The organism is Mesorhizobium sp. M0910, from assembly GCF_040319465.1.
Lineage (GTDB): Bacteria > Pseudomonadota > Alphaproteobacteria > Rhizobiales > Rhizobiaceae > Mesorhizobium.
Map to the genome: position 1 here is coordinate 432,097 of NZ_JAMYNZ010000005.1, position 26,867 is coordinate 458,963.

At 62.7% G+C, this 26,867-nt stretch carries 22 protein-coding genes; 10 read left to right on the plus strand and 12 right to left on the minus strand.

The genetic code is table 11. The annotated features are described in order from the left end of the window. Window positions 1–14: 14 nt before the first annotated feature. Both mfd and NKH78_RS15850 read right to left on the minus strand, forming a co-directional pair. On the minus strand, window positions 15–3,515 hold the full coding sequence (gene mfd, locus NKH78_RS15845; RefSeq protein WP_352508815.1) for a transcription-repair coupling factor: 3,501 nt from the start codon (window positions 3,513–3,515) through the stop codon (window positions 15–17). A gap of 13 nt (window positions 3,516–3,528) precedes the next feature. Then, window positions 3,529–3,816: an FAD assembly factor SdhE gene (locus tag NKH78_RS15850; protein WP_352491635.1), complete on the minus strand. Its 288-nt coding sequence runs from the start codon at window positions 3,814–3,816 to the stop codon at window positions 3,529–3,531. A 91-nt stretch (window positions 3,817–3,907) separates the two neighbouring features. On the opposite strand from NKH78_RS15850, the gene recG reads away from it, so the two are divergent. After that, complete coding sequence (gene recG, locus NKH78_RS15855; protein WP_352691101.1) at window positions 3,908–6,016, plus strand: ATP-dependent DNA helicase RecG; 2,109 nt, start codon at window positions 3,908–3,910, stop codon at window positions 6,014–6,016. Here recG and NKH78_RS15860 read toward each other — a convergent pair. From NKH78_RS15860 to NKH78_RS15875, 4 genes are all read right to left on the minus strand, one after another. After that, complete coding sequence (locus NKH78_RS15860) at window positions 5,968–6,720, minus strand: DUF502 domain-containing protein (RefSeq protein WP_352479017.1); 753 nt, start codon at window positions 6,718–6,720, stop codon at window positions 5,968–5,970. The two genes, recG and NKH78_RS15860, sit on opposite strands and share 49 nt — an antisense overlap. Window positions 6,721–6,800: 80 nt before the next feature. Continuing rightward, window positions 6,801–8,624 carry a glutamine--fructose-6-phosphate transaminase (isomerizing) gene (gene glmS / locus NKH78_RS15865; RefSeq protein ID WP_254820154.1) on the minus strand — a complete coding sequence of 608 codons (1,824 nt, stop codon included), beginning with the start codon at window positions 8,622–8,624 and terminating at the stop codon, window positions 6,801–6,803. A gap of 235 nt (window positions 8,625–8,859) precedes the next feature. Then, window positions 8,860–10,221 (minus strand): bifunctional UDP-N-acetylglucosamine diphosphorylase/glucosamine-1-phosphate N-acetyltransferase GlmU, encoded by a 1,362-nt coding sequence (gene glmU / locus NKH78_RS15870; RefSeq protein ID WP_352691099.1) that lies wholly within the window; start codon window positions 10,219–10,221, stop codon window positions 8,860–8,862. 130 nt (window positions 10,222–10,351) lie between these two features. Beyond that, entirely contained in the window at window positions 10,352–11,299 is a 948-nt protein-coding gene (locus tag NKH78_RS15875; RefSeq protein WP_352508818.1) for an AraC family transcriptional regulator, read from the minus strand. Between the two features lie 128 nt (window positions 11,300–11,427). On the opposite strand from NKH78_RS15875, the gene NKH78_RS15880 reads away from it, so the two are divergent. Continuing rightward, on the plus strand, window positions 11,428–12,321 hold the full coding sequence (locus tag NKH78_RS15880; RefSeq protein WP_352691096.1) for an SDR family oxidoreductase: 894 nt from the start codon (window positions 11,428–11,430) through the stop codon (window positions 12,319–12,321). A gap of 23 nt (window positions 12,322–12,344) precedes the next feature. On the opposite strand, the gene NKH78_RS15885 is transcribed toward NKH78_RS15880, so the two are convergent. Continuing rightward, window positions 12,345–13,091, minus strand: coding sequence for a cytochrome c biogenesis CcdA family protein (locus NKH78_RS15885; RefSeq protein ID WP_352508820.1), 747 nt, complete (start codon window positions 13,089–13,091; stop codon window positions 12,345–12,347). A 55-nt stretch (window positions 13,092–13,146) separates the two neighbouring features. Next, window positions 13,147–13,284 carry a hypothetical protein gene (locus tag NKH78_RS15890; RefSeq protein WP_352508821.1) on the minus strand — a complete coding sequence of 46 codons (138 nt, stop codon included), beginning with the start codon at window positions 13,282–13,284 and terminating at the stop codon, window positions 13,147–13,149. Window positions 13,285–13,298: 14 nt separating this feature from the next. Here NKH78_RS15890 and NKH78_RS15895 point away from each other — a divergent pair, with 14 nt between their 5' ends. The 8 genes from NKH78_RS15895 (at window position 13,299) to rpmG (ending at window position 22,355) form a co-directional block, all read left to right on the plus strand. Continuing rightward, the gene (locus NKH78_RS15895) at window positions 13,299–13,676 is read left to right on the plus strand and encodes a COG4315 family predicted lipoprotein (protein ID WP_352508822.1); all 378 of its coding nucleotides are present in this window, start codon (window positions 13,299–13,301) and stop codon (window positions 13,674–13,676) included. Window positions 13,677–14,123: 447 nt separating this feature from the next. Then, window positions 14,124–16,739 (plus strand): type I DNA topoisomerase, encoded by a 2,616-nt coding sequence (gene topA / locus NKH78_RS15900; RefSeq protein ID WP_352736642.1) that lies wholly within the window; start codon window positions 14,124–14,126, stop codon window positions 16,737–16,739. 6 nt (window positions 16,740–16,745) lie between these two features. Then, complete coding sequence (gene rnr / locus NKH78_RS15905; protein WP_502899809.1) at window positions 16,746–19,052, plus strand: ribonuclease R; 2,307 nt, start codon at window positions 16,746–16,748, stop codon at window positions 19,050–19,052. Next, window positions 19,052–19,504, plus strand: coding sequence for a DUF983 domain-containing protein (locus NKH78_RS15910; protein WP_352706603.1), 453 nt, complete (start codon window positions 19,052–19,054; stop codon window positions 19,502–19,504). Before rnr ends, NKH78_RS15910 begins: the two co-directional genes overlap by 1 nt. Before the next feature lie 72 nt (window positions 19,505–19,576). Next, window positions 19,577–20,311 (plus strand): NUDIX hydrolase, encoded by a 735-nt coding sequence (locus tag NKH78_RS15915; RefSeq protein WP_352706600.1) that lies wholly within the window; start codon window positions 19,577–19,579, stop codon window positions 20,309–20,311. Window positions 20,312–20,327: 16 nt separating this feature from the next. Then, on the plus strand, window positions 20,328–21,503 hold the full coding sequence (locus NKH78_RS15920; protein ID WP_254820145.1) for an MFS transporter: 1,176 nt from the start codon (window positions 20,328–20,330) through the stop codon (window positions 21,501–21,503). A 109-nt stretch (window positions 21,504–21,612) separates the two neighbouring features. Beyond that, window positions 21,613–22,068, plus strand: a complete 456-nt coding sequence (locus NKH78_RS15925; RefSeq protein WP_352650484.1) for a YqfO family protein — start codon at window positions 21,613–21,615, stop codon at window positions 22,066–22,068. Window positions 22,069–22,187: 119 nt separating this feature from the next. After that, entirely contained in the window at window positions 22,188–22,355 is a 168-nt protein-coding gene (rpmG, locus tag NKH78_RS15930) for a 50S ribosomal protein L33 (RefSeq protein ID WP_006201775.1), read from the plus strand. 169 nt (window positions 22,356–22,524) lie between these two features. Here rpmG and NKH78_RS15935 read toward each other — a convergent pair whose 3' ends face one another. From NKH78_RS15935 to NKH78_RS15950, 4 genes are all read right to left on the minus strand, one after another. Beyond that, the gene (locus NKH78_RS15935; protein WP_352736644.1) at window positions 22,525–23,592 is read right to left on the minus strand and encodes an ABC transporter ATP-binding protein; all 1,068 of its coding nucleotides are present in this window, start codon (window positions 23,590–23,592) and stop codon (window positions 22,525–22,527) included. Between the two features lie 4 nt (window positions 23,593–23,596). Next, on the minus strand, window positions 23,597–24,445 hold the full coding sequence (locus NKH78_RS15940; protein ID WP_352508829.1) for a carbohydrate ABC transporter permease: 849 nt from the start codon (window positions 24,443–24,445) through the stop codon (window positions 23,597–23,599). Further along, window positions 24,445–25,368, minus strand: coding sequence for a carbohydrate ABC transporter permease (locus NKH78_RS15945; RefSeq protein WP_352736646.1), 924 nt, complete (start codon window positions 25,366–25,368; stop codon window positions 24,445–24,447). The genes NKH78_RS15940 and NKH78_RS15945 overlap by 1 nt, the downstream gene beginning before the upstream one ends. Window positions 25,369–25,573: 205 nt before the next feature. Then, a complete protein-coding gene (locus tag NKH78_RS15950; RefSeq protein WP_352736648.1) occupies window positions 25,574–26,851 on the minus strand; it encodes an ABC transporter substrate-binding protein in 1,278 nt (425 codons plus the stop codon). Between the last annotated feature and the right edge of the window lie 16 nt (window positions 26,852–26,867).

Genomic DNA, 26,867 nt, shown 5'->3' on the forward strand with positions numbered 1-26,867 from the left:
CCAGCGATACCCTGCTACGCCGCCGCCTTCTCCACCAGCCGTGCCAGCTGCGTCATGACAACCGCTGAGCCTGCCAGCCGCTTTTCGGGCGTCGGCCAGTCGCGGCTGAAGACGACGCTCTGGTCCGGCCGGATCTTGGCCAGCGAACCCTGTTCGCCGATGAGCTTGACCAGCCCGACCGGATTGGGGAATTCGCGCTTGCGGAAATGGATGACGACGCCTTTCGGTCCGGCATCGAGTTTTTCGACATTGGCCTTGCGGCAAAGTGCCTTGATGAAGACGATCTTCAATAAATGCTTCACCTCTTCCGGCAGCGGCCCGAAACGGTCGATAAGCTCGGCGCCAAAAGCGTCGATCTCTTCAGTGTTTTCGAGATCGCCAAGGCGGCGATAGAGCGCCAACCTGAGCTGCAGATCCGGGACATAGCTTTCCGGGATCATCACCGCTGTGCCGACGGCGATCTGCGGCGACCAGCCGCCGTCCTGCACCTCGCCGGAATCCTTCACTTCGGCCACTGCCTCCTCCAGCATCTGCTGGTAGAGCTCGAAGCCGACCTCCTTGATGTGGCCCGACTGCTCTTCGCCAAGCAGATTGCCGGCGCCGCGAATGTCGAGGTCGTGGCTGGCCAGCTGGAAACCGGCGCCTAGCGTATCGAGCGACTGCAGCACTTTCAGCCGGCGCTCGGCTGTATCGGTGAGCTTGCGGTTGGCGGGCAGCGTGAACAGCGCGTAGGCGCGCACCTTAGAGCGGCCGACGCGCCCGCGCAGCTGATAGAGCTGAGACAGGCCGAACATATCGGCGCGGTGTACGATCAGCGTATTGGCAGTCGGAATATCGAGGCCGGATTCGACGATTGTGGTCGACAAAAGCACATCGTACTGGCCGTCATAGAAGGCGTTCATGATGTCGTCGAGTTCGCCGGGCGGCATCTGACCATGGGCCACGGCCACTTTCAGCTCAGGCACGGATTCGCGCAGGAAATCATGGATTTCCGCGAGATCGCTGATGCGCGGTACGACATAGAAAGAATGGCCGCCACGGTAGCGCTCGCGCAGCAGCGTCTCGCGGATGACCAGCGGATCGAAAGGGGAGATGAAGGTGCGCACGGCCATGCGATCGACCGGCGGCGTGGCGATCAGCGACAACTCACGCACCCCGGTCAAGGCAAGCTGCAGCGTTCGCGGGATCGGCGTCGCCGATAGCGTCAGAACGTGGACGTCGGTCTTGAGATCCTTCAGCCGCTCCTTGTGCTTGACGCCGAAATGCTGCTCCTCGTCGATGATCAGCAGGCCGAGATTCTTGAACGAGATCGAGGAGCCGAGCAGTGCGTGCGTGCCGATGACAATGTCGACTTGGCCTTCGGCGACGCCCTTCTTGGTCTCGGCCAGTTCCTTGGCGCCGACCAGCCGCGAGGCCTGGGCGACGCGGATCGGCAGGCCGGAGAAGCGCTGCGAGAAGGTCTTGAAATGCTGGCGCGACAACAATGTCGTCGGCACCACCACCGCGACCTGAAAGCCTTCCATCGCCGCGATGAAGGCAGCACGAAGCGCGACTTCGGTCTTGCCGAAGCCGACATCGCCGCAGATCAGCCGGTCCATCGGCTTTCCAGCGCCCAGATCATCCCTGACCGAATCGATCGCCGTTTGCTGGTCGTCGGTTTCCTCATAGGGGAAACGCGCTGCAAACTCGCCATAGAGGCCTTCCGCCGGCAGCAGCGCCGGTGCGGCCCGCATTTGTCGCTCGGCGGCGATGCGGATCAACTGCCCGGCCATGTCGAGCAGGCGTTTCTTCAGCCGTGCCTTGCGCGACTGCCAGGCGCCGCCGCCAAGCTTGTCGAGTGTCGCCTCGGCCGAATCCGAGCCATAGCGCGACAGCAACTCGATGTTTTCCACCGGCAAGAACAGCCGATCGTCGCCGGCATAGTGGATTTCGAGGCAATCGTGCGGCGCACCGAGCGCCTCGATGGTGCGCAGCCCGATGAAGCGGCCAATGCCATGGTCGGCATGGACGACGATATCGCCTGAGGACAATGCCGAAGCCTCGGCGATGAAGTCGGACGCGCGCTTCTTGCGCTTCGAACGCCGGATCAGTCGGTCGCCGAGAATGTCCTGCTCGGCGATGACGACCAGTTTCTCCGTCTCGAAGCCGGATTCGAGCGGCAGCACGGCCAGTCCCGCTTGCCCAGGCTCAAGCTTTTCGGCTTCGGCAAGCGTCGCCACCGGTTTCAGATTGCCAAGATGATGCTCGGCCAGGATTTGGCCGAGCCGGTCGAGCGAACCTTCAGTCCAGCCGGCGACGAGGACACGGCGGCCTACAGCGCGCTCGTCGGAAATGTGTTTTACGACGACGTCGAAGACGTTGGCGTTAGGGTCGGCGCGCTCCTCGACGAAGCTGCGACCATGGCGCGAGCCAGCATGGAAAACCTTTTTCGCACCGGCATCGGGCGCATCGAAGGACGTGAAGTCTATCGCTTCGCGTGGGCCAAGCGAGGCAATCAGGTTTTCGGGCGACAGATAAAGCAAATCCGGCGACACCGGCTTGTAGGGCACGGCATCCTTCAAGGCGCCGTCGGCCTGTTTTTTGCGCGCCTCATAATGATCGAGGATCAGCGCATGGCGCTCGGCCAGTGCCTCATGCGCCAGATGATCAAACACCACCGGCGCATCCGGCAAATAATCGAACACGGTTTCCAACCGCTCATAGAAGAACGGCAGCCAGTGCTCCATGCCGGCAAACCGCCTGCCCTCGCTGACCGCCGCATAGAGTCCATCTTCGCGCGAGGGCGCGCCAAAGGCTTCGATGTAGGCGCGGCGGAAGCGGCTGATCGTCTCTGGCGTCAGCGCCACCTCGCTCATCGCCTGTAGCGCCATCGACTTGCGCTGGCCGGTGGTGCGCTGTGTTGCGGTATCGAAGACGCGGATCGATTCCAGCGTATCGCCGAAGAAATCGAGGCGCAGCGCCTCAGTCCAGCCGGGCGCGAGGAGATCGAGAATGCCGCCGCGCACCGCGAATTCGCCGATACCGCGCACCGTCGGCACTCGCTCGAAGCCGGAATTCTCCAGCCGCGACACCAGCACGTTCATGTCTATCTGGTTGCCCGGTTTGGCGTGGAAGATCTGCGCCTCGACGAGTTCAGCCGGCGGAATGCGTTGCAACAGCGCATTCGCGGTGGTGAGGACGACGGCGCGGTGGGGCTTCTTCGCCAGCGCAATCATTGCAGCCAGTGCATCGAGCCGCCTTGCGGCGGCATCGGCGCCGGGCGAGACACGGTCATAAGGCAGGCAATCCCAGGCCGGCAGTTCCAGCACCGGGAGGCCCGGCGCGGCAAAGGCAAGCGCCTCGACGATCGCCGGCAGGCGCTGGCCGTCGCGGGCCACGAACAGCACCGGCTTGTCGGGGGCGATCTCGTGCGCAGCCTGCACCAGGGCAAAGGCTTCGTAGCCGTCGGCGACGCCATCGACAATGAACTGGCCGGCGCGGCCTTTCGGCAGACCGATCGTAGGGATAAGGCTCATGGCTACACGTTGTTCAGAAGGTCATCTCCCGGCGCGAAGCCAGGATTTTTTGCAGGACGGCACAGTCGACATCCGCCGGAACCGGGCGTTCGCCAGTGACGAGAGGCAGGAATTCGGTGTCGGGAATATCGAGGAGCCTCTCATATTGGTCGATTTCGTCGCCGGTCAAGGCGCCGATCTCGGCGTCGGCGAAGCTGCCGAGTATAAGGTCCATCTCGCGCATGCCGCGGTGCCACGAACGAAACAAAAGCTTGCGGCGGCGGGCATCGAGGCCCTCGCTTGATCGTTTCGTTCCGGTCATCTTGCAACATCCTTGCCTAGGCGGCGCATATAGCGTGGATAGAAGGCGGTGTCAGCCTTGCGCTACAGTCGCCGCAACATAAGCTGACATCATGCGTCCTTCCCTCCTCGATCCGCTGTTTGTCCCGATCACCTCGCTTGCCGGCGTCGGGCCGAAAGTTGGCGCCCTGATCGAAAAAGTCGTAGCAGCCGACCTCGGCGACCGGGCCGCGCGCGCCGGCGACCTCTTGTTCGTGCTGCCGCATACTGTCATCGACCGCCGCAACCGCCCGGGCATCGCCGGTTCGGCCGAGGGCGCCATTGTCACACTCGACGTACGCATCGACCGCCACCAGCCGCCGCCACGCGGCAACAGGTCGGTCCCGTACCGGGTCTACGCCCATGACGACACCGGCGAGATCGCGCTGACCTTCTTCCATGCCCATGCTGCCTATCTCGAAAAAGCAATGCCCGTAGGCGAGCATGTCGTCGTCTCAGGCCGCATGGAATGGTTCAACGGCCGCCCGACCATGGTTCACCCCGACCATATCGCACTTGCCGGCGACGCGGAAAACCTGCCGCTGGTCGAGCCGGTCTATCCGCTGACCGCCGGGCTCTCGGGCAAGGTGCTGCGCCGGGCCATCGGCCAGGCGCTGGCCCGCCTGCCGGTGCTGCCCGAATGGCAGGACGGCGAGTTCCGGCGCCGCCATGCCTTTCCTGCTTTCACCGATGCGCTCAACCGCATCCACAATCCTGCCGACCCGATCGACGTCTCGGTCGACGGCGCAGCATGGCGGCGCCTTGCCTATGACGAGTTCTTGGCCGGCCAGGTATCGCTGGCGCTGGTGCGGGCCAAGGTCCGCCGATTATCGGGCCGGCCACTCGTCGGCGACGGCCGCATAGTCGAGCAACTTCGCGTGGCACTACCCTATTCGCTGACCATGTCGCAGGAAATGGCGCTTGCCGAAATCAACGCCGATCTCGGCGACCCCGAACGCATGCTGCGCCTTTTGCAGGGCGATGTCGGCTCCGGCAAGACGGTGATCGCGCTGCTTGCCATGGCGCGTGCCGTCGAGGCCGGCGGCCAGGCGGCATTGATGGCACCGACCGAAATCCTGGCGCGCCAGCATCTTGCAACGATTGCGCCGTTGGCGGAACGGGCCGGGCTGCGTGTCGCCGTCCTCACCGGTCGCGAAAAGGGCCGCGAGCGTGCCGACACGCTGACCGGGCTGGCCAATGGTGACATCGACATCGTCGTCGGCACTCATGCGCTGTTCCAGGAAACGGTTACGTTCCATGACCTCGTGTTCGCCGTCGTCGACGAGCAGCACCGTTTCGGCGTCCACCAGCGCCTTGCGATCACCGCCAAGGGCGACGCGCCCGACATGCTGGTGATGACGGCAACGCCGATACCGCGAACGCTGGTGCTGACTGCATTCGGCGACATGGATGTGTCGAAGCTGACGGAAAAGCCGGCCGGCCGCCAGCCAATCCGCACCGTCACCTTGCCGCTTGAACGGCTCGACGAACTGATCGGACGCATGCTCGACGCCGTCGCCGATGACCAGAAAATCTACTGGATCTGTCCGCTGGTCGAGGAATCCGAGGAAATCAAACTGATGTCGGCCGAGGACCGTTTTGCCTCGCTGAAGCCACTGTTCGGCGACCGCATTGGCCTGGTGCACGGCCGCATGAAAGGCACCGACAAAGACGAGGCGATGCGCGCCTTTAAACAGGGCGACACCCGTATCCTGATCGCCACCACCGTCATCGAGGTCGGCGTCGATGTGCCTGATGCGACGATCATGGTCATCGAGCATGCCGAGCGCTTTGGCCTCGCCCAGTTGCACCAATTGCGCGGCCGGGTCGGGCGTGGCGACAAGCCTTCATCCTGCGTGCTGCTCTACAAGGACCCGCTTGGCGAGACGGCAAAACGCCGTTTGTCGGTGATGCGGGAGACCGAGGACGGTTTCCGTATCGCCGAAGAGGATCTGAAGCTACGCGGCGAAGGCGAGTTGCTCGGCACCCGCCAGTCCGGCACGCCGGGCTTCCAGGTGGCGCGCATCGAGGTGCATGCCGACCTGCTCGAGGCCGCTCGCGACGATGCGCGGCTGATCCTGTCGCGCGATCCGGAACTGCAGTCCGAACGCGGCACGGCGCTACGCCTGTTGCTCTATCTGTTCGGCCGCGACGAGGCCGTGCGGCTCCTGCGTGCCGGCTGAGGCATCGTGTCGAGCGGAGGATTGGCAAGCGCGCCGTGGATCTGCTCGCCGTTCACCGTCATCATTTTGACAGCTGGCGCCACCAGGCCGGCCGACACGATCAGCTTGGCTCCGTCCTCGATCGTCATGTCGAGCGATACGATGTCGGATTTCGGCACATACATCAGAAAGCCTGTCGTCGGGTTGGGCGTACACGGCATGAACACGGCAATCAGCGGATCGCCTTCCCGGTCGAGCTTCTGGTTGATCTCGGTTTCCTTCTCGCTGGCGACGAAGACAAGCGACCAGACCCCTTTGCGCGGATATTCTACCAACCCGACCTGGCGGAACATGTCGCCCTTGTTCGACAGCACCGTCTCGAAAATCTGCTTCAGCGAACGGTAGATGCCGCGCACCAGCGGCATGCGACCAAGCAGGCGCTCGCCGAAGTTGACGATGGCGCGGCCAACGATATTGGCGGTCATAAAGCCGATGAAAGTGATGAGGATCAGGGCAACGATCAGCCCAAAACCCGGCACTGGAAACGGCAGGTAGGTGTCCGGATTGTAGCGTACCGGAATGTAGGGTTTGACCCAGGAATCGACCCAGCCGATAAGCGACCAGGCAATGTAGGCGGTAATCGCGAGCGGCGCGCAAACGACGAAGCCGGTCAGGAAATAGTTTCTCAGCCGGGTCATGCCTGAGGTCTTGAGAGCGTCCGACATGGTTCACCGCAGCGTGTGTTTGCAGCGCGACACTACTGAACCGGAAGGCGCTTTGGAATGGCGAAGTTTTTAAACGAGACCTATTCCACCGTTACCGATTTCGCCAGGTTGCGAGGCTGGTCGACGTCCGTACCCATGAACACGGCGGTGAAGTAGGCGAGCATCTGGATCGGCAGCGCGTAGATGATCGGCGAGATGATTTCCGGCACGTCCGGCAAAACGATCGTCTCCATCGTCTTCACCGTAGCGTGCGCCGCGCCCTTGCCGTCAGTGATCAGGATGATCTTGCCGCCGCGCGCGGCCACCTCCTGCATGTTCGACACGGTCTTTTCGAAGATGCGGTCATGCGGGGCGATGACGATGACGGGCATGTTCTCGTCGATCAGCGCGATCGGGCCGTGTTTCAGCTCGCCGGCAGCATAGCCTTCGGCATGGATATAGGAGATCTCCTTGAGCTTCAGCGCACCTTCCATGGCCAGCGGAAAATTGGTGTCCCGGCCGAGATAAAGCACATTCTTGTAGTGCGAGAGGTCGCGCGCGATCTTTTCGATCTGCCCGTCGAGCTTTAGCACCTGGTTCGCATAACGCGGCGCTTCCGACAGCTCGCGTATCAGCGTTTTCTCGTGCTCATGCGAAATCGTTCCGCGCGCCACGCCGGCCCGCACCGCCAGCGAGGCCAGCACGGAAAGTTGGCAGGTGAACGCCTTGGTCGAGGCAACGCCGATCTCCGGGCCGGCCAATGTCGGCAGGATGACGTCGGATTCGCGCGCCATGGTCGATTCGCGCACATTGACGACCGCGCCGATCTTCATGCCAGCCTTGCGGCAGTAGCGCAGCGATGCCAGCGTGTCGGCGGTCTCACCCGATTGCGAGATGAAGAAAGCGGCATCGTTCTTCGACAGCGGCATCTCGCGGTAGCGGAACTCCGAAGCGACATCGATGTCGACCGGCAGCCGCGCATAGCGCTCGAACCAGTATTTGCTGATCAGCCCGGCGAGATAGGCGGTGCCGCAGGCCGAAATCGCCAGCCGGTCGATCTTGGCGAAATCGAACGGCAGAGCGAGCGGCTTCGAGGCGCCACCGACGAAATCGACATAATGCGCCAGCGTGTGCGAGATCACTTCCGGCTGCTCATGGATTTCCTTTTCCATGAAATGGCGGCGGTTGCCTTTGTCGACCATGAAGCTCGTGCTGAGCGACTGTTGGCGTTTGCGGTCGACCTTGTTGCCGCCCATGTCGAAAATATCGACCTCGTTGCGGCGCACTACCGCCCAGTCGCCGTCTTCCAGATAGGTGATCGAATTGGTGAACGGGGCAAGCGCGATGGCGTCGGAGCCAAGGAACATCTGGCCGTCGCCGTGACCGACGGCGAGCGGCGGGCCATTGCGCGCGCCGACGATCAAATCCTCGTCGCCCTTGAACATGATGGCGAGCGCAAAGGCGCCTTCTAGCCGCTTCAGCGCCTTATGCGCCGCCTCGACCGGCTTCAGCCCCCTGGCCAGTTCGCGCGCCACCAGATGCGCGACGACTTCGGTATCGGTCTGTGAGGCGAAGCTGTAGCCGTCGCGCATCAGCTCGTCGCGCAATTCGGCGAAATTCTCGATTATGCCGTTATGGACGATTGCGACGCCGTCGGAAAAATGCGGATGCGCATTGCTCTCGTTCGGAACGCCATGCGTGGCCCAGCGCGTGTGGCCGATGCCGATCATGCCGTCGAGCGGTTCATCCTTCAGCCGGCGCTCGAGATTGACCAGCTTGCCCTCGGCGCGGCGGCGGTCAAGCCTGCCGTGCTCGATCGTGGCGACGCCGGCCGAGTCATAGCCGCGATATTCGAGCCTTTTCAACGCATCGACGATAAGCGGCGCGACCGGCGAGTTACCGACAATTCCAACGATACCGCACATCGCGCCTGCCCCCGATTCCGACCTCAAACCCGGCGCCATTTAGAGACTGCCGGGCTGTCGCGAAAAATCACATTCCATTTCGTCCGGTATCAGCCGGACTATCCTGCACAGATGCACCATGACAGGGCGCACTTGCAATCCGGTTACTGCAATTGCTCAGTTTCTCCGCTTCTGTATCCTATCTCGGCCCAACGGCTCCAGAAATCAGTCAAAGACATGATCCCGCTCGTCGCGCCTACCCTTTTTTGCGGGCCGCCGCGGCCGAAGCAAACCGTTCGCGCAACTCCTTGCCCTTGCCGGGTAGAGTCCGCTGACGGGCGCGACCGAAGGCCAGCGCATCGTCGGGTACGCTTTCGGTGATGACGCTGCCTGAGGCGATGTAGCCGTCCTTGCCGATCGACACCGGTGCCACCAGCGAGGAGTTCGAGCCGATGAAGGCACCCTCGCCGATATCGGTGAAGAATTTCGAATAACCGTCATAATTGCACGTGATGGTGCCGGCGCCAATATTGGCGCCTGCGCCGATGCGGGCATCGCCGATATAGGTCAGATGGTTGACCTTGGCGCCCTCCTCGACGATCGCCTGCTTCACCTCGCAGAAATTGCCGACCTTGGCTTTGTTTCTCAGATCGGCCCCGGGCCGCAGCCGCGCGAACGGCCCGACATCGCAATTCGACGCGATAGTGGCGCCTTCGATATGGCTGAAGGCATGGATCTTGGCGCCCGTCGCGATTTTCACGCCTGGGCCGAACCAAACATTGGGCTCGACAATCGTGTCGGCGCCGATCTCGGTGTCGTGCGAGAAGAACACGGTTTCGGGCGCAACCAGTGTCACCCCGGAAAGCATCGCTTCCTGCCGTCGACGCGCCTGCCAGATACCTTCCGCCTGGGCAAGCTCGGCACGGTTGTTGATGCCGAGCGCATTCTCGAAACTGGCTTCGGTGGCTACGACATCAAGTCCCTGCGCAGCGGCGATCTCGACGATGTCGGTGAGATAATACTCACCCTTGGCGTTCTTGCTGCCGACTTGATCGAGCAGCTTCAGCGCGTGCCTGCCGGCGACCGCCATCAGCCCGCCATTGCAGAAGGTGATTTTCTTCTCCTCGTCCGAGCAGTCCTTCTCCTCGCGGATGGCCACGAGCTTGCCGGCCTTTTCGATAAGCCGGCCGTAGCCCGAAGGATTTTCCGTACGGAAGCCGACCACGACGACGGCCGTACCTTCGGCCAGCTTCAGCCGCGCCGCCGCGAGCGCTTCTGGATCGATCAACGGCGTGTCGCCAAACATCACCAGGATGTCGTCATACCCCTTTGATATTGCTGCGCGCGCGGCAAGCACGGCGTGCGCGGTGCCAAGACGTTTCTCCTGGACGAAAGCTTCGGCCTTGGGCGCAAACTTGAGTGCGGCCTTGCGCATGTCATCGGCGCCATGGCCGATCACCAGCGCCACATCGCCGCTGCCGGCGGCTTCGGCCGCCTTGACGACATGGGCAACCATTGGCAGGCCGGCGATTGTGTGCAGCACTTTCGGCACGGCACTCTTCATGCGCGTGCCTTCGCCGGCAGCGAGGATGATGGACAGGCAGGATCTCTGGCTCATGGGGACAGCAACCGTTGAAAGGGATCTGGAATCGGAGCGTTAGTAGCACCGGCGCCATGCTGCACCAATGCGGTTAAATTCCGGTGAGACGGTGGAACCTCCAACCCGCGGCACGCTCAGGCCGATCGGCTCAGGCGGCTTCCGCCTCGTTGCGTGATGCGAAGCTGGGGGCTCGGCCACGGCCGTATTGCCGTGGCGAACAGTTCATGACCCGCTTGAAAGCAGTGCTGAAGGCGCTTTCGGATTCGTAGCCGAGCGACAGCGCGATGACGGCGACGGGATCGCTGGAATTCGTCAGCCGATCCCCGGCCAGCAGCATTCGCCAGCGCGTCAAATAGTCCATCGGCGACGCGCCGACCGTCTCCTTGAATCTGAGCGCAAAGGTCGATCGCGACATGCCGGCCCGTTCCGCCAGTTCCTGTAACGTCCAGCCATGCGCCGGATTCTCATGCATGGCGCTGATCGCCGCGCCCATCTGTTTGTCCGAGAGGGCAAAGAGCCAGCCGACGCCACCTTTCAATCCTTCTGAAAGATGCAGCCGCAACGCCTGAACCAGCATCATGTGAGCAAGGTGCTGGATCACCAGAAAGCCGCCCGGTTGTGGCTCGCGCAGCTCCTGCATCATCCGCTCCACCGACCAGCGCAGGGCCGACTTGTCCGACTCTTTGCGGATATGCACAATGGCTGGCAGCATCCGCAACAGGATGCCGGCATGATTGCCGCCAAGCGCGAAGCGGCTGCTGACCAGAAAGAAATCACCGCCGCCATTGTGGGTCACAACACCGCCGGCTCGCGCAGGCGGAAAAATCTTGACGGCTTCAACAGGCGACAAACTCATGTCGCTTGCAAGGCGGAAAGGCCGCCCACTCGGCAACAGGAAGCAGTCCCCCGTCTCAAGGCGCACTGCGTCGGCAACGCCCTCTACTGACAGCCAGCACCGGCCGGAGACCACCGCTCCGGTCTTAATGCTTTGCTGCTGGTCGGGGAACTGGATCGACCATTCACCACCTGCATCGAAGCCGGCCGACATATAGTTTCGCGGCTTCAGCAGCGAGAGCACATCTGAAAGAGGATCCACGTGTCATTCCGGACGATTGCGAAGATAATTCGGACTTACCGCATAGATCGTATTTTCTCAAGCGCCTATCACGACGTCACCGGGCCGCGAAAATGGTCGTGGTCAGAAACGAACAAGGACAAGTCGTGATGCGTGTTTTCGTTACCGGAGCGACCGGATTCGTCGGTTCTGCCGTCGTTCAAGAACTCATCGGCGCCGGCCATCAGGTGCTCGGCCTCGCCCGCTCGGAGGCATCGGCCAAGTCGCTCGCCGCCACTGGAGCCGAGGTGCATCGAGGCGACCTCGAAGACGTGGAGAGCCTGCGCAGGGGCGCGGCAGCCGCCGATGCGGTTATCCACACCGGGTTCAACCATGACTTCTCGAAGTTCGCGCAAAACTGCGAGATGGACCGGCGTGCCATCGAGGTGATGGGCGGAGCGCTCGAAGGCTCCGAGCGCCTCCTGCTCGTCACCTCGGGGACCGCGCTCCAGGCGCGGGCCCGTATCGCGACGGAGCAAGATGCGCCTGTCCCCTCGTCCGCTTCCTATCCCCGCGCCTCCGAAGCGACAGCCGCCGCGCTGGCGGCACGCGGGGTGCGCGCATCGGTTGTCCGCCTTCCTCCGTCGGTCCATGGCCAGGGCGACCACGCCTTTGTTCCTATTCTCATCGACCTCGCTCGTAGGAAGGGCGTGTCGGCCTATATCGGCGAAGGGCTCAATCGCTGGCCTGCCGTGCATCGGTTCGATGCCGCCCGCGTCTACCGGCTTGCGCTCGAGCATGGAGCCGGTGGCGGGCGATATCACGCGATCGCCGAAGAAGGCGTGCCGTTCAAGGACATCGCCGGCGTGATCGGCCGGCGCCTGAACGTGCCGGTCCTCGCCAAGTCTGCGGAAGAAGCCGCCGATCATTTTGGCTGGTTCGCGATGTTCGCGGCGATGGATGTCCCGACCTCGAGCGAACGGACTCGCGCGCTGCTGGGGTGGCAGCCGAGCGGACCTGGGCTGATCGCTGATATCGACCAGCCGGGCTATTTCGAAGGCTGAACAGACCACGTCGGGCTACAAACCTAGCCCAATTGCCCCAGCACCGGAAAATTCTCGAGCAGCCAATATGACATCGTCTGCACGCCGCCGGTCAGGAAAAACACGCCGGCGACCACCAGCAGCGCGCCGATGGCTTTTTCGACGCGGCCGAGATGGAGGCGGAATTTCGAGAGAAAGCGCATGAAGGCGCCGGAAAACAGCGCAGCGATCAGGAACGGAATACCGAGGCCGAGCGAGTAGGCGGCAAGCAGCAACGCGCCCTCGCCCACCGTCTCGCGGCCGCCGGCAAGCGTCAGGATCGGCCCCAGCACCGGGCCGATACAGGGTGTCCAGCCAAAGGCGAAGGCCAAGCCCATGACGTAAGCGGCGATCAAGCTGGCCGGCTTGCCTTGCGACTGGAAGCGCGCCTCGCGTGAAAGCAAAGGGATACGCAGTACGCCGAGGAAATTCAGCCCCATCAGGATGATCAGCACACCGGCCACCATTGCCAGCGGCTCCTGCCAGACCCGTAACAAATGGCCGATGGTCGAGGCGCCAGCGCCAAGCGCGACGAAGACGGTCGAGAAGCCGAGCACGAAGGCGATGGAGGAATTAACCAGCGCGCCTCGCACACCGGCCTTTGCCGTAATGCCGGCTTCGCCGCGGAAATCGTCGACGGACACGCCGGCCATATAGCACAGGTAAGGCGGCACCAGTGGCAGCACGCAGGGGGACAGGAACGAAATTGCTCCCGCCCCGATCGCACTGACATAGCCGACGTCCAACGCCATTTCCATCTCCAGATGACTGCGCAGCCATATAGCCGCGACAACGTCCGTCCGCCAATCACCATCGCGTGGCCCCCATCAGATTGGGTAGCAAGTCGACGCCGTCGCCTGGATCAATGGAGAACAGCGCGGGAAGAAAGGGCAGCCGGGCAGCGTTGATCAGAAGAAGTCGCGGTTCCGCGCGCTTTTCGAACATTCAGGGAGAAGTCCATGAAAACGATCGCAATTGGCATGGCGGCGCTTTTGCTCGGCACTGCCGGATCCTTAGCCGCCGAGGCGTGGAAGGAAGCGGAGGTCGGCGGCACCAAGATCTACACCGACGCCAGCGGCATGACGCTCTACACCTACGACAAGGACGAGGCCGGCAAGTCGAACTGTTACGACAAATGCGCCGCCAATTGGCCGCCGCTGAAGGCTGACGCCAACGCCAAGGCCGAGGGCGAATGGACGATCGTCGACCGCACCGACGGCACCAGGATGTGGGCCTACGAAGGCAAGCCGCTCTACACGTTCATCAAGGACAAGAAGGCCGGCGACGTCACCGGCGAGGGCGTCGGCGGCGTCTGGCATATCGCCAAGGCCGACTAAGCCTTGAGCTTCTGATCCGCTGTAACAGGCGGTAACACGGCTGGTCGCTGGGAGCTTGACCCAACCGCCCCGGCGGCCGACTTTTCAGCACGCCAATTCCTTGCAACTATCCGGGCAAATGCCGGGCTACCGATTGCGCGCTTCACAGCATCTGTTCAAGCGGGGCTGGCGCGTGCTCGATGTTTCTCTTATATCCGCGGGAGAGTTTGTCCCGTTCTCCAGGATCAATTGCCGGGTGTTGTCCAGCGATAGGCTGCTCATTTCCCTTGTCCAGGATTGCGGAAATCGCATGGCGCGCCGCTGGGTTGCGCATTCGGTGCAGGGCCGCATTTTGACTGCTTGGCCTTGACCGGATGCAAAAGCGCGGCCATGTGAGCGACACATTGAACGAGATTTCGTCGCGCGCAGCGGAATTCTTCTGCCGCATCACAACTGATATGAGACCGTATGGACGTCGTCGTCGTCGAATCGCCGGCCAAGGCGAAGACAATCAACAAGTACCTCGGCAAGAACTACAAGGTTCTGGCTTCGTTCGGCCATGTCCGCGATCTGCCGGCCAAGGATGGCTCGGTGCGTCCGGATGAGGACTTTGCCATGTCCTGGGCCGTCGACACCGCGTCTGGAAAGCGTCTCGCCGATATCGCCAAGGCGGTCAAGGACGCCGACGGGCTGATCCTCGCCACCGATCCGGACCGCGAGGGCGAAGCGATCTCCTGGCATGTCCTGGAAGTGCTGAAGCAAAAGCGCGCGTTGAAGGACAAGCCGGTCAGCCGCGTCGTCTTCAACGCCATTACCAAGGCGTCGGTGCTGGAGGCGATGGCCAATCCGCGCCAGATCGATGCGCCGCTGGTCGATGCCTATCTCGCCCGCCGTGCGCTCGACTATCTGGTCGGCTTCACGCTGTCGCCCGTGCTGTGGCGCAAACTGCCCGGCGCCCGGTCCGCCGGCCGTGTCCAGTCGGTGGCGCTGCGTCTGGTCTGCGACCGCGAATCCGAGATCGAACGCTTCGTCCGCGAGGAATACTGGCAGGTCGCCGCCATTCTCGGCACGCCGCGCAAGGAAAATTTCGAGGCGCGGCTGACCACCTTCGAGCGCAAGAAGCTGCAAAAGCTCGACATTTCCAACAAGGCGCAGGCCGACGACATCAAGGCGATGCTCGAAGGCGCCAGCTTCAAGGCGGCGTCGGTCGAAGCCAAGCCGACCAAGCGCAATCCCGGGCCGCCCTTCACCACCTCGACGCTGCAGCAGGCAGCCTCGTCGGGTCTCGGCTTTTCGGCCAACCGCACCATGCAGGTGGCGCAGCGGCTCTATGAGGGCATGGAGATCGGCGGTGAGACCACCGGCCTGATCACCTATATGCGGACCGACGGCGTGCAGATGGCACCCGAGGCGATCTCTGCCGCACGCGATGCGATCGCCAAGGAATTCGGTGCCAAATACCTGCCTGAAAAGCCGCGCTATTATTCCGCCAAGGCCAAGAATGCCCAGGAGGCGCACGAAGCGATCCGTCCGACCGATTTCATGCGCACGCCGGCTTCCGTCAGGCAGTATCTCGACGCCGACCAGGCGCGGCTTTACGAGATGATCTGGAAACGCGCCATCGCCAGCCAGATGCAGCCGGCCGAGATAGAGCGCACCACGGTCGAGATCGAGGCCATCAACGGTTCGCGTACCGCCGAGCTTCGTGCTGTCGGTTCCGTTGTTCGCTTCGACGGCTTCCTTGCTGCCTACATCGAGCAAAAGGAAGAAGATTCGGAAGACGAGGAAAGCCGCCGCCTGCCCGAGATCCGTGCCGGCGAGCAGCTCACACGCGAGGCGATCAACGCCACCCAGCACACCACCGAGCCGCCGCCGCGTTATTCGGAAGCTTCGCTGATCAAGAAGCTGGAAGAGCTGGGCATCGGCCGGCCGTCGACCTATACGGCGATCCTGAAGACGCTCGAGGATCGCGATTACGTCACCATCGACAAGCGCAAGCTGGTGCCACAGCCCAAGGGCCGGCTATTGTCAGCCTTCCTCGAAAGCTTCTTCGAGCGTTATGTCGAGTACGACTTCACCGCTTCGCTCGAGGAGAAACTCGATGAAATCTCCGACGGCAAGCTCGCCTGGAAGGACGTGCTGCGCGATTTCTGGAAGGATTTTTCCGGCGCCGTCGCCGACATCAAGGAGCTGCGGGTCACCGACGTCCTCGATGCGTTGAACGAGGAACTGGCGCCGCTGGTGTTTCCCGCGCGCGAAGACGGTTCGAACCCGCGCATCTGTCCGAAATGCGGCACCGGCAACCTGTCGCTGAAGCTCGGCAAGTTCGGCGCCTTCGTCGGCTGTTCGAACTATCCCGAATGCTCCTTCACCCGCCAGCTTGGCGACGCCGCCAATCCCAATGGTGAGAACGGCGGTGGCGAAGACGGCACCAAATTGCTCGGCAAGGACCCCTATACCGCCGAGGAGATCACGCTGCGCAATGGCCGGTTCGGCCCCTATATCCAGCGCGGCGACGGTAAGGATGCCAAGCGCTCCAGCCTGCCCAAGGGCTGGACTGCCGATTCGATCGATCATGAAAAGGCGCTCGCCTTGTTGTCGCTGCCGCGCGACGTCGGCAAGCATCCGGAATCCGGCAAGATGATTTCGGCCGGGCTGGGGCGCTACGGGCCGTTCGTGCTGCATGACGGCACCTACGCCAATCTCGACAGCATCGAGGACGTGTTCTCGATCGGCCTCAATCGCGCCGTCTCGGTGATCGCCGAGAAGCAATTGAAGGGCAAAAGTGGCCGCAATGGCGGCACAGCCGCTGCGCTCAAGGAACTTGGCGAGCATCCTTCCGGCGGCGGCAAGATCGTCGTGCGCGACGGCAAATACGGCCCCTATGTGAATTTCGGCAAGGTGAATGCGACGCTGCCGAAGGGCAAGGATCCGCAATCGGTGACGATCGACGATGCCGTTGCGCTCATTGCGGAAAAGGAAGCCAAGGGCGGCAATGGCGCCAGGAAGCCCTTCCGCAAAGCGGCCGCGCCTGCCAAGAAACCGGCTGCAGCCAAAAAACCGGCGGCCAGGAAAAAGGGATAGGACAGGTTGGCGCGCAAAGTCTCCGGAAGAAGCCACGGCGATCTGCGCACCGCCGATACCCGCGCCAAGGTCAGGGACAATTACCGGCCGTCACGCGACGAGATACTGCGTTACATCGCCGAAAATCCGGGCCGCGCCGGAAAACGCGACATCGCCAAGGCGTTTGCGCTACGCGGCGAAGACCGTATCTGGCTGAAGGACGTCTTGCGCGACCTGCAGGATGAAGGCCTGCTGACCAAGGAGCGCAAGCGGCTCGCCCGTGTCGGCGCCCTGCCCCACGCCGCGGTGCTCGACATCTTCGGCCGTGACGCCGACGGTGTGCTGCTGGCGCACCCGACCGAAGCGATCGGCAATGGCGAACCTCCGGTCATAGCGATCCGCGTGTCGCGCGGCGGCAATGGGCCGACGCCTGGTATCGGCGACCGCGTGCTGGCCAAGACCTTTCCGACCGACGACCCGGCAGGCCCCGCCTATACCGGCCGGGTTATGAAGATATTCGAGAAGCGCACCGATGCGGTTCTCGGCGTTTTTCGCGTGCTGAAGGACGGCACGTTCCGCATCGAGCCGGTGGAAAGGCGCCAACCGGAGCTGGTCGTCGACAAGGAATTCCAGAACGGCGCCAAGAACGGCGACCTGGTCGAGGTCGAGCCGGCGCGGGCCTCCCGCTACGGGCTGCCGAGAGCCAAGGTTCTGGCGGTGTTGGGCTCGCTGACTAGCGAAAAGGCGGTCTCGATGATCGCCATTCACGCACACGACATTCCGCATATTTTTCCCGCCGACGTCATCGCCGAGGCGGAGGCGGTCAAGCCGGCGACGCTTGCCGGCCGCGAGGATTGGCGCGAGCTGCCGCTGCTCACCATCGATCCGGCCGACGCCAAGGATCATGATGACGCGGTGTTCGCCATGCCCGACACCGACGAGAAGAACGCCGGCGGCGTGGTTGTCACCGTCGCCATTGCCGACGTCGCTGCATACGTGCGCTATGGCACGGCGCTCGATCGCGAAGCGCTGAAGCGCGGCAATTCGGTCTATTTCCCCGACCGCGTCGTGCCGATGCTGCCGGAGCGCATCTCGAACGACCTCTGTTCACTGCGCGAGGGCCAGGATCGTCCGGCGATAGCGGTGCGTATGACTTTTTCGGCCGACGGCCACAAACTCAGACACTCGTTCCATCGCGTCATGATGAAGTCGGCGGCGAAACTCGCCTATCAGCAGGCGCAAGCGGCGATCGACGGCGCACCGGACGACACGACTGGCCCGATTCTCGATTCGGTGCTGAAGCCGCTATGGGACGCCTACGGGATCCTGAAGCGCGGCCGCGACACGCGCCAGCCGCTTGAACTCGATCTGCCCGAGCGCAAGATCCTGCTCAAGCAGGACGGCACCGTCGACAAGGTCGTCGTGCCGGAGCGGCTCGACGCGCACAAGCTGATCGAAGAGTTCATGATCCAGGCCAATGTCGCCGCCGCCGAGACACTCGAGGCGAAGCGGCAGGCGCTGGTCTATCGCATCCACGACGCGCCTTCGCTCGCCAAGCAGGAATCGCTGCGTGAATTCCTGCAGACGCTCGGCCTGTCGCTGGCGCGCGGCGCGCAGATGCGGCCGAACCAGTTCAACGGCATCCTCGCTCGCGTGCGCGGCGCCGACAATGAGGGACTGGTCAACGAAGTGGTGCTGCGCTCGCAGAGCCAGGCCGAATATTCGCCCGCCAATATCGGCCATTTCGGCCTCAACCTGAAGCGCTACGCGCATTTCACCTCGCCGATCCGTCGCTATGCCGACCTGATCGTGCATCGCGGGCTGATTGCCGCACTCGGCCTTGGTCCGGGGGGCCTGACGCAGGACGAGGCGGAGCGGCTGGAAGAGGTCTCGGCGCTGATTTCGGCGACCGAGCGGCGCGCGATGGCTGCCGAGCGCGACACGGTCGACCGGCTGATCGCCGCCTATCTCGCCGAGCGCATCGACGACCGTTTCGACGCCCGTATTTCGGGCGTCACCAAATCGGGCCTGTTTGTCCAATTGCCGCAGTATGGCGCGGATGGCTTCATTCCGGTTTCAACCCTGGGCGGCGACTACTATATATACGACGAAACTGCTCGATCGCTTTTCGGAGAACGCACCGGCAAGGGCTATCAGCTTGCTGATCGCGTCGAGGTTCGCCTGATCGAGGTGGCGCCGATGGCCGGCGCGATGCGTTTCGAGATGCTGACCGAGCCAAAGCCGCTGCCCGGCTCCAAACGGTCGTTTCACAAGGCCAAAGGCCGCGCCCGGGCGTCGCAATCGCGTCCAGGCTCCCGCGGCAGGAGACGGTAATGCCAACAGAACTGCAGGTGGAAGAACGGGTTTTCGGCGGCGAACATCACTCGGGCCGGACCGCCCGGCCGCTATGGACGGCAATGAAGCGCGGCATGCTCGGCCGCTGCCCGCATTGCGGCGAGGGCAAGCTGTTTCGCGCCTTCGTCAAGACCGTCGACAAATGCGGTCGTTGCGGCGAGGAGCTCCACCACCATCGCGCCGACGACCTGCCGGCCTATCTTGTGGTGGTCATTGTCGGCCACATCGTGCTTGGCGCTTTCATGGGTGTGGAGGCGACCTCGACGCTGTCGACCTGGCAGCACATCGCCATCTGGGTGCCATTGACCATCATTCTCGCCGTCGTCCTGCTGCAGCCAGTCAAGGGCGCTGTCATCGGCTTGCAATGGGCGTTTTATATGCACGGCTTTGGCGGTGACGAAGATCTGATCGAGTCGCATCCCGAGGCTTGAAACCGAGGCTGGCGCAATCGGCATGGCTGGACGCCACTTTCGCATCGGAGAAGATTCCGCTAGGTCGAGCGCATGGACGTTGTGACCAAGGCGGAAGTCGACAAGGTTGAGCGGGTCGCGCTCGACGCCAAGCCTATACGCCCGCGCGACGCCGCGACGCTGATCCTGCTCGACGGCAAGGGCGACGAGATCCTGGTGCTGATGGGCCGCCGCCACGCCCGTCATGCCTTCATGCCGGGAAAATTCGTGTTTCCGGGCGGCCGCACCGATCCGGCCGACAGCCACATCCCGACAGCCACCGCACTTCATCCCGACGAAGAAGCGAGATTGACCGCTGGCATCGGCCGCACCAGCCCGGCCCGCGCCCGCGCCATTGCCCTGTCGGCAATCCGCGAAACCTATGAGGAGGCCGGCCTGCTGATCGGCCAAAAAGGGGTCTTCGCAACCGCCAAGCGCGACTGGCAGGGCTTTGTCGAGCACGGCGTCATCCCATCACTGCAAGCGCTGCGCTTCGTCGCACGCGCCATCACCCCGCCCAACCGGGTGCGCCGGTTCGATACGCGCTTTCTCGCCGCATGGCGCGACGATGTCGCCGTGGAACTGCCGGATGGCGGTCCGACCAACGAATTGGAGGACGTCGTTTGGCTGCCGCTGGCCAAGGCCAGGCAAGCAGATATCCCAGACATCACGCGCACGGTCCTGGAGGGACTGGAAATCCGCCTCGCCCAGGATCCGCTGCTGAGCCCCGGCGGTCGCGTGCCGTTCTACCGGCTTGTCCGCAATCGCTTCGTCCGCGAAATTCTCTAGAGCAGCCAGGCATTCCATGACAGTCGACATCCAGCCGCAGGGCAAGGAACGCGTACACTGGCTGCCGATGGTCGCGGCGATCTCGTCGATCAGCGTCGTCGGCATTGCCATCGGGCTCGGCATGCCGCTGCTCAGCGTGATCCTTGAAACACGCGGCCACTCCGCGTCGATGATCGGCCTCAACACCGCGGTCGCCGGCCTCGCCTCGATCGCCGGCGCGCCGCTCGCCACTCCGCTTGCCATGCGGTTCGGGGTCGCCTGGACAATGCTTGCCATGATTGCGGCCGGAGCGCTGGCCTTTGTCGGTTTCCATTTCGCGCCAGCTTTCTGGATGTGGTTTCCGCTGCGGGTCCTGCTGCATATCGCGCTGACGGTGCTGTTCATCCTCTCGGAATTCTGGATCAGCACCTCGGCGCCGCCACACCGGCGCGGACTGGTCCTCGGCATCTATGCCACCGTGCTGTCTCTCGGCTTTGCTGCCGGGCCTTGGCTGTTCGCCCACCTTGGCAGCAGCGGTTTCCTCCCTTTCGGCGTCACCATCGCGCTGGTTACGCTGGCTGCCATACCGGTGCTGGCGGCACGCAACGAGAGCCCGACGATCGTCTCGGACGGCGAAACCAGCAATTTCCTGCGTTATATCTGGCTGGTGCCGACGGCGACCGCCGCCGTGCTGGTATTCGGCGCGGTCGAGACCGGCGGCTTTGCGCTGTTCCCCGTCTATGGTAGCCGCATCGGCTACTCAGAGGCGGACGCAGCCCTTTTGCTCACCATGATCGGCCTCGGCAACGTGCTGCTGCAGATCCCGATCGGCATGATCAGCGACCGCGTCAGCGACCGCCGCTATCTGCTGATGGCCTGTGCCACCGTCGGGCTTGCCGGCACAATCTTCATGCCGTTCTTCGCGCAGAACTGGCATTTGATGGCAGCGCTTCTGTTCGTCTGGGGCGGTGTGGTCGCTGCCATGTACACAATCGGCCTGGCGCATCTCGGCTCGCAGCTTTCCGGCCACGAATTGGCCTCCGCCAACGCCGCTTTCGTGCTCTGCTACGGCGTCGGCATGGTGCTTGGCCCGCAGGCAATCGGCATCGGCATGGACGCTTTCGGGCCGTCGGGCTTCGGTTGGGCGCTCGGCCTGTTCTTCGCGTGCTATATCGTGCTGGTCGGCACCAGGCTGCTCCGCAAAATCCTCTGAGTCGGTCCAGCTTCCGACATCGCTCCCACTGCTGACCAACTACTGACACAACCGTGTCAGGAGGGCTCGAGTATATGCTCCCCCAAGTGCATAAGCAGGGAGACCTCGGATGATCGATAGTGGCTTCGAAACGAAATCGCTGCGGATGGAATTGCTGCTGCTGGTGACCTTTCAGGCACCGGCAGCTGATGTCGATCGCATCATGGAAGCTGTGGTCGCGATCGCGCCGCTCAGAATGGGCAAATATGACAGCAATGCCTTTCAGTCGGCGGACGGCATCGAACGCTACCGGCCGCTTGAAGGTGCCGCCGCCGGCGCCGAGACCGAATTGCGCAGGCGGCCTGGGACTGTCGAGGTGTCGTTCGAACTGCCAGATGATCAGAAGCTCGCCGCTCGCGTCGTCGAAGCGATTTACCAGGTTCACAGCTATCAGGAGCCGGTGATCCGCATTCAGCCACTGCTTGCCAGCCGCTCCAAGGGTCTCGACGATCGCGCCAACCCGAACCGCTGGTGGAACACGACGGGAGATTGGAAGAAGGTGTTGCCAGTCACGGAAGACGCATGAACCTGGACAAGGGTTGACTTTCCGGGCGCGTTCTTTATGTGTCGCGGCAAGTTTCCCGCGTCCGGGTGTTTCCCGTGCTCCAGCGGCCAAAACTCCACGAACATTAACGGACGAACATCATGGCCAAAGCCGCAAACATCAAGATCAAGCTTCTGTCGACCGCTGACACCGGTTTCTTCTACGTGACCAGCAAGAACAGCCGCACCAAGACGGACAAGCTGTCGTTCCGCAAATATGACCCGGTCGCCAAGAAGCACGTCGAATTCAAGGAAACCAAGATCAAGTAATCGGGTTTCTCTCGCAGTACCGAAACGCCGCCTTCCGGGCGGCGTTTTTCGTTTCGGGAATTCAGGACTAGAGCATTTTGCAGCCAAATGGAATCATTTGGCGTCCGCATAAATGCGGCAAAACAGATAATTAGAGCGAGTTACCGGTTCCAAGAGAACCGGAACCGCTCTAGTCGATGCGATCGCCGCTTGCCGGATCGAACAGATGCAGCGACGCCGGATCAGCCGACAGGCGCACGCCCTCACCCGGCTTCACGCTGGCCCGGCCCATGGCAAACACGCAGACCTGCTGGCCGGCAAGCCTGGTATAGAACTGGGTCGACAAGCCGAGCGGCTCCACCACGCCCACCTCGCCTTTCAGCGCGCCATTGTCGGCGAGCCGGATATGCTCGGGCCGCAAGCCGACGGTGATCGCATCGCCATCCCTGAGCGGCAGGCCGTCGGGCAGCCTCAGCTTCTGGCCGTCGGCCAGGATGGCATCCGGCCCGGCGCCCTTTTCAACCACGGCAGGCAGAAAATTCATGCCGGGCGAGCCGATGAACCCGGCGACGAACATGTTGACCGGCCGGTCGTACAGATCGAGCGGCGCGCCGACCTGCTGGACGAGGCCGTCATGCATGACGACGATACGGTCGGCCATTGTCATCGCTTCGGTCTGGTCATGGGTGACATAGACCGAAGTGGTCTTCAATTGCTGGTGCAGCGCCTTTATCTCGGCACGCATGTGGACGCGCAGCTTGGCGTCGAGGTTCGAAAGCGGCTCGTCGAAGAGAAAGACCTTCGGGTCGCGCACGATGGCCCGTCCCATGGCGACGCGCTGGCGCTGGCCGCCGGACAATTGCCGCGGCAGGCGTTGCAGAAGGGCATCGAGCCCGAGCCGCTTGGCGGCGGCGTCCACCCTTGCTTCGATGGCTGGCTTGCCGGCCTTCCTCAACATCAGGCTGAAGCCCATGTTCTTCGACACGTCCATATGCGGATAGAGCGCGTATGACTGAAACACCATGGCGATGTCGCGGTCCTTTGGCGCGATGTCGTTAACCAGGCGCTCGCCAATATGGATCTCGCCGCCGGAGACCTCCTCCAGCCCGGCGATCATGCGCAGCAGGGTCGATTTCCCGCAGCCGGACGGGCCGACCAGGACCACGAACTCGCCGTTGGCGATTTCGAGATCGACCGCGTGCAGGACGCGCACGGCTCCATAGTCTTTGCGGACTTTGTCGAGTGTGACGGAGGCCATCGATCTATCCCTTGACGGCGCCGGCGGTAAGGCCGGTGACGAGGTAACGTTGCAGGAAGGCAAAGAAGACGCAGACGGGGATCAGCGCCAGGATGGAAGCCGCCATCATTTGTCCCCAGTCGACCGCGAATTTGCCGATGTAGGTGAGCAAGCCGACCGCGAAAGTCTTCTGCTCGTCGCTGGAAATCAGCATCAGCGCAAACAGCAACTCGCTCCACGCGGCGGTAAAGACGAAGCCAAGCGTCGCCCCCATGCCGGGCAGCGTCAGCGGCACGATCACCTTGCGCATCGCCTGCAGGCGCGTGCAGCCGTCGATCATCGCTGCCTCTTCCAGGTCTCGCGGGATGCCGTCGAAGAACGACTGCATCAGGAAGGTTGCAAAGGCTGTATTGAAGGCGGTGTAGATGATGACGAGGCCGGTCAGGCTGTTGATGAGACCGATCTGCCCCATGATGCGGTAGATCGGTGGAATGACCATCACCAGCGGAAAAGTCTGGGTGAGCAAAAGCAGGATGGCCAGGGTCGCCTTGCCGCGGAACGAAAAACGCGACATGGCATAGCCGGCAAGCGTGGCAATGACCGTTACGAAGGCGGCCGTCGACACCGAAACGATAACGCTGTTTAGGAAATAGCGCGGAAAATCGGTGGCTTCGAGCACGGTGACGAAGTTCTGCAGCGTCGTTTGCGACGGCCAGAAAGTGATGCCTTCGGAATAGAGCAGCCGCTCCGGCGTGACCGAGATCTTCAACGTCCAGAAGATCGGGAACAGCGCGAAGGCCATATAGGCGCCGATCGCGCCGTAAAGGCCGATGCCGCCGAGAACGCGCGAGGAGACGGAGCGTCCGGCAATCATCAGACGTGCCTTACCAGCGAACGGCGGATGCCAATCAGCGCAACCGCATAGACGATGAGCAGCACGAGCAGCAGCACCGCCACAGCGGAGGCATAGCCCTTGTCTAGCGACTTGAACGCGCTGACGTAGATGTAGACCGGCACCGTGGCCGTCGAACCGGCAGGCCCGCCTTCGGTCATGACGAAGATCAGGTCGGCGAAGGTGGCGATCCATATCGTGCGCAGCATGACGGTAATGACGATGGTCGGCGCCAGGAACGGCAGCGTCACCTTGGTAAAGCGTTGCCACGGCGAGGCGCCGTCGATGGCCGCCGCCTCATGCAGTTCTGACGGGATCGACTTCAACGCCGCCAAAAGCGTGATGGCAAAAAAGGGAATGCCGAACCAGACATTGGCGACGATCGGTCCCCACATGGCTGTCGAGGGATCGGAGAGCACGTTGGTTGGCTCGATCTTCAGCCCCGAGGCGTAGAGCCAATGCGGCAGCGGCCCGATGATCGGGTTGAACAGCCAGGCCCAGGTCAGGCCCGAGAGGAAGGACGGTACCGCCCAGGGCAGGAACACCACCGCCTGCACGATCTTTCTGCCCCGGAACGGCGTGTCTAGCAGCAGCGCCAGGCCAAGGCCGAGGAAGAACTGGAAGAACAGGCTGGCTGCCGTCCACCACAGCGTGTTGACGAGCGCCTGCCCGAGCACGGGATCCGACAGCATCGCCTGATACTGCCCAAGCCCGACATATTCGGATTTGAAAGCGGAGAATTTGCGGAACGAGTAACCGACACCGATAACCAGCGGCACCAGCAGCACGACGACCAGCAGCACGATCGCCGGGCTGAGATAGAGCCAGGGCTCGATCGCGGCATGGGATAGCCGCTTTTTTCGCGGCCTGCCGACGGATCGTATTTCGGACACGGCGTAGGTCATGGGTGCTGGATTGTCTCCTGGGGCAAGCATGGGGTGGCGACAGCGCCTTTCCCGTTTACGGGGAGATGCCGGTCCACCCTCCGCAGCTGCTGCGGAGGACGGGCAGGCAGAATGAGAGGCAACACGAGCGACGACGGGTTGGCGCCGCCCCTCATCCGTCACTTTGTGACACCTTCTCCGCGTGAACGGGGAGAAGCGAGGAAAGCTATTTCTTGTTCTTGGCCATCCAGTCCTGCTGTTCCTTGGTCAGGAACGTGGCCCATTCGTCGGCCACGTCCTTTGCCGCCTTCTGACCAAGCAGCACTTCCTGAAAATTCTTGATCGCCACCTGGTCGACGAAATTGCCGAGATTTTCCAGATGCGTCGGAGGCGTCACCATCTCGTATTTGTCGCCGTTGTTCAGTTCCTCGAACCAGCCTTTGAACTGCTCGGTCCTGAAGTGAGCGTCCTGGTCGGCGCCGTTGTGGATTGGAATGACGCCGACTTCCTTTGCCCATTCCAGATTGTCCTTGGGCGACAAAAGCGTTGCCATCAGCTTCCAGGCATCGTCCTTGTGCTGGGAATTGGCGAACATCGCCCAGCCGGCATAACCGAGCGTCGGATAGGATTTGCCGCTCGGCCCGACTGGCATCGGCGCCACGGCGAAGTCGTCGGCGCTCATCTTGTCGGCGATGCCGAGCAGCGCGTCGGGATCTTGGTTCAGCATGGCGCAGGTGCCGCTATAGAACCCGGTGACGGTCTCGTTAAAACCCCAGCTCACCGCGTCCTTCGGCGCCAGGCCGTTCTTGTACATGTCGGCGAGCATCTGCAGGCCCTTGACCGAGCCTTCCTCGTTGATGGTCGAGGTGCCGTCCTCGTTGAAATAGCCGCCCTTGCCGGCGGCAATGTTCATGAACATGTGCATCCCGTTGAAGGCGCCAGGGCCGCCGCGCAGGCAGTAGCCGTATTTGCCCGGTATCGCGGAGATCTTCTTGGAGTCCTCGACGAACTCGTCGAGCGTCGCCGGCGGACCGTCCAGACCAGCCTCCTTGAACAGCTTCTTGTTCCAGAACAGCGCGTTCAGGTAATAGCCATAAGGGATCATGTACTGCTTGTTGTCGACCGTCGAGCCGAACTGCTTGGCACGCTCGCCCAGCGTTTTGGCATCATCCCATTTGGCCATGTATGGCCCGAGATCCTCGAGCTGGCCGTTGGTCGCATAAAGACCCATCCAGCGTTCCGGCATCTCGACGATGTCGGGCGTGTCGCCGGCCTGCACCATGGTAAGGAACTTCTCGAACGCCTGGCCCCAGGGCAGCGATACCAGCTCGACCTTGACACCCGGATTGGCCGCCTCGAACTCGGCGATCTGTTTCTTGAGGAATTCGGTACGCGGCGGGCTGGTGATGACCTCGACCATCTTGACCGTGGAATCGGCCAGCACGCTGCCGGCGGAAATAGCCAGACCCGCGACGGCACCCAGAAGGATGCTCAGTTTTTTCATGTTCAGCACTCCCATT

Excerpts from the sequence above, each read along its gene's own strand:
- mfd (WP_352508815.1), bottom strand. The coding sequence starts at position 3,515 with ATGAGCCTTATCCCTACGATCGGTCTGCCGAAAGGCCGCGCCGGCCAG.
- NKH78_RS15850 (WP_352491635.1), bottom strand. The coding sequence starts at position 3,816 with ATGACCGGAACGAAACGATCAAGCGAGGGCCTCGATGCCCGCCGCCGC.
- recG (WP_352691101.1), top strand. The coding sequence starts at position 3,908 with ATGCGTCCTTCCCTCCTCGATCCGCTGTTTGTCCCGATCACCTCGCTT.
- NKH78_RS15860 (WP_352479017.1), bottom strand. The coding sequence starts at position 6,720 with ATGTCGGACGCTCTCAAGACCTCAGGCATGACCCGGCTGAGAAACTAT.
- glmS (WP_254820154.1), bottom strand. The coding sequence starts at position 8,624 with ATGTGCGGTATCGTTGGAATTGTCGGTAACTCGCCGGTCGCGCCGCTT.
- glmU (WP_352691099.1), bottom strand. The coding sequence starts at position 10,221 with ATGAGCCAGAGATCCTGCCTGTCCATCATCCTCGCTGCCGGCGAAGGC.
- NKH78_RS15880 (WP_352691096.1), top strand. The coding sequence starts at position 11,428 with ATGCGTGTTTTCGTTACCGGAGCGACCGGATTCGTCGGTTCTGCCGTC.
- NKH78_RS15885 (WP_352508820.1), bottom strand. The coding sequence starts at position 13,091 with ATGGCGTTGGACGTCGGCTATGTCAGTGCGATCGGGGCGGGAGCAATT.
- NKH78_RS15890 (WP_352508821.1), bottom strand. The coding sequence starts at position 13,284 with ATGTTCGAAAAGCGCGCGGAACCGCGACTTCTTCTGATCAACGCTGCC.
- NKH78_RS15895 (WP_352508822.1), top strand. The coding sequence starts at position 13,299 with ATGAAAACGATCGCAATTGGCATGGCGGCGCTTTTGCTCGGCACTGCC.
- topA (WP_352736642.1), top strand. The coding sequence starts at position 14,124 with ATGGACGTCGTCGTCGTCGAATCGCCGGCCAAGGCGAAGACAATCAAC.
- NKH78_RS15910 (WP_352706603.1), top strand. The coding sequence starts at position 19,052 with ATGCCAACAGAACTGCAGGTGGAAGAACGGGTTTTCGGCGGCGAACAT.
- NKH78_RS15915 (WP_352706600.1), top strand. The coding sequence starts at position 19,577 with ATGGACGTTGTGACCAAGGCGGAAGTCGACAAGGTTGAGCGGGTCGCG.
- NKH78_RS15920 (WP_254820145.1), top strand. The coding sequence starts at position 20,328 with ATGACAGTCGACATCCAGCCGCAGGGCAAGGAACGCGTACACTGGCTG.
- NKH78_RS15925 (WP_352650484.1), top strand. The coding sequence starts at position 21,613 with ATGATCGATAGTGGCTTCGAAACGAAATCGCTGCGGATGGAATTGCTG.
- rpmG (WP_006201775.1), top strand. The coding sequence starts at position 22,188 with ATGGCCAAAGCCGCAAACATCAAGATCAAGCTTCTGTCGACCGCTGAC.
- NKH78_RS15935 (WP_352736644.1), bottom strand. The coding sequence starts at position 23,592 with ATGGCCTCCGTCACACTCGACAAAGTCCGCAAAGACTATGGAGCCGTG.
- NKH78_RS15940 (WP_352508829.1), bottom strand. The coding sequence starts at position 24,445 with ATGATTGCCGGACGCTCCGTCTCCTCGCGCGTTCTCGGCGGCATCGGC.
- NKH78_RS15945 (WP_352736646.1), bottom strand. The coding sequence starts at position 25,368 with ATGACCTACGCCGTGTCCGAAATACGATCCGTCGGCAGGCCGCGAAAA.
- NKH78_RS15950 (WP_352736648.1), bottom strand. The coding sequence starts at position 26,851 with ATGAAAAAACTGAGCATCCTTCTGGGTGCCGTCGCGGGTCTGGCTATT.